The sequence below is a fragment of the Moraxella sp. genome (assembly GCF_024227015.1).
Taxonomy (GTDB): domain Bacteria; phylum Pseudomonadota; class Gammaproteobacteria; order Pseudomonadales; family Moraxellaceae; genus Moraxella.
Genome location: NZ_JAAELD010000385.1, coordinates 1 through 1870 on the forward strand (window position 1 = coordinate 1; position 1870 = coordinate 1870).

2 protein-coding genes are annotated in these 1870 nt (G+C 47.2%); both read right to left on the reverse strand.

Annotation, left to right across the window (positions count from 1 at the left end; translation table 11 throughout):
• Positions 1–119: 119 nt before the first annotated feature.
• On the reverse strand, positions 120–662 hold the full coding sequence (locus GY683_RS08900; protein ID WP_297288388.1) for a methylated-DNA--[protein]-cysteine S-methyltransferase: 543 nt from the start codon (positions 660–662) through the stop codon (positions 120–122).
• 53 nt (positions 663–715) lie between these two features.
• Complete coding sequence (gene ftsY, locus GY683_RS08905) at positions 716–1651, reverse strand: signal recognition particle-docking protein FtsY (protein ID WP_297288389.1); 936 nt, start codon at positions 1649–1651, stop codon at positions 716–718.
• Positions 1652–1870 lie beyond the last annotated feature (219 nt).

Here is a 1870-nt window from a genome sequence, read left to right on the forward strand (position 1 = left end):
AAAGAAAATAAAAATTGAAATAATCGTTTAATTATAACACAGATACATGACCTAAGATAGCTTTTGCCAGTATTTTTGTCATCAGTTTGGATTTTAGATCTCTGGTCTTACTACAGGCATCAACTTGATGATTTATCATATTTTAATTCACCTTTTTCAACACCAAGTAGCACTTCTTTAATTTCAATACCGCCCGTATATCCGCCGATGCTGCCATCAGCTGCGATTACACGGTGGCACGGAACGATGAGACTGATGGGATTTTTGCCATTGGCATTGGCGCAGGCACGATAGGCAGTGGGCTTGTCAATCATGGTCGCCAAAGTCTTATAGCTGATGGTCTCGTTATAAGGAATGCTGTAAAGCGCTCGCCACACCTGCTGCTGAAAAGGCGTACCGCAAGACAAATCAAGCGGCACATCGAACGCACGCCTTTTGCCCGCGAAATATTCGTCGAGCTGTGTCACCACCTTATGGGCCAATACATGGTCTGCATCATCGAGTTTTAAATCCTGCAAGGTTAAATAAGATGGTTCGGCACTTAGGTTAAATCGCGCCTGAGCTGGCTCATTTTGCCAATGGAGTGAACGCAGCCTACCCTCATGCACGCACAGCACCATCATCGGCAAATCAAAGGGTGACTCATAAGTCAGATAAACCATGCTAAATTCCATCCATAAGAAACCGCCCTTAATAGTGGGCGGTTCGTAGATTATTATTGTTCTTCATCGAACAGTGCATCGACAAAATCATTAGGATCAAATGCCTGCAAATCATCAATGCGCTCGCCCACGCCAATATAGCGAATCGGCACATCGGTATTCTGAGCAACGTTAAAGACCACACCCCCCTTGGCGGTACCGTCTAGCTTGGTGATGGTAATGCCTGACAGTGGCGTTGCCTCGCCAAATATCTGAACTTGATTGATGGCGTTTTGACCTGTGCCAGCATCCAGAACGATCATCGTCTCATGCGGTGCTGTCTCATCTGCCTTCTTCATGACGCGCACGACTTTTTCAAGTTCATTCATCAGATGCGTCTTATTCTGCAGGCGCCCTGCTGTATCTGCGATCAGCACATCGATGCCCTTGGCGCGCGCTGACTGCATGGCATCAAAGATGACGGAAGCACTGTCTGCACCATGCCCTTGAGCGACCACAGGGATGCCATTACGCTCACCCCAGATCTGTAGCTGTTCGGTTGCGGCAGCGCGGAAAGTATCTCCTGCCGCAAGCATCACAGACTTACCCTCGCCCTGTAGTCGCTTGGCAAGCTTACCGATCGTGGTCGTTTTGCCCACCCCGTTGACGCCTACCGTTAGGATGACGAATGGTTTTTTTGAAGTGTCGATCTGTAGCGGATGAACCTTAGGCTCTAAAATCTCGACCAGCTCTTTTTTTAGGGCTTTATATAATGAATGCGAATAAATCAAATCGCCGCGCGCCGTCTGCTCGGTTAAGCTCTTAATGATGCGATTCGTGGCATCAACGCCAATATCCGCCACCAAGAGCTGATCCTCAACTTCCTCCAGCAGCTCGTCATCAATCTCCTTACCCCCAACCAGAACATTCATCAATCCCTCGGTTAGGTTTTTGCTAGACTTGGACAGTCCTTGTTTCATTCGGCTAAACCAGCCTTGATTTTCGCTCATTATTTACTCACATTCTACAAACTAAATTTTTCTTAATTTCAAACGCCATCAGACCAATGGCATCACAGGCACGACGATTTCTTTTTTGGTGTTGCTCTCGTTGATAACCTTGAGGCGAGCATCTTCATCGTCATCCGTCAGATCTGGCGGGCTTGATAATGGAACAAAGTTATCATCCTCACGCTTAATCCCATCAAGCATCTGCTCATCATCGCTTGG

Bases quoted from the DNA above. Each gene is read 5' to 3' on its own strand.
- GY683_RS08900 (WP_297288388.1), bottom strand. From the start codon at position 662: ATGGTTTATCTGACTTATGAGTCACCCTTTGATTTGCCGATGATGGTG.
- ftsY (WP_297288389.1), bottom strand. From the start codon at position 1,651: ATGAGCGAAAATCAAGGCTGGTTTAGCCGAATGAAACAAGGACTGTCC.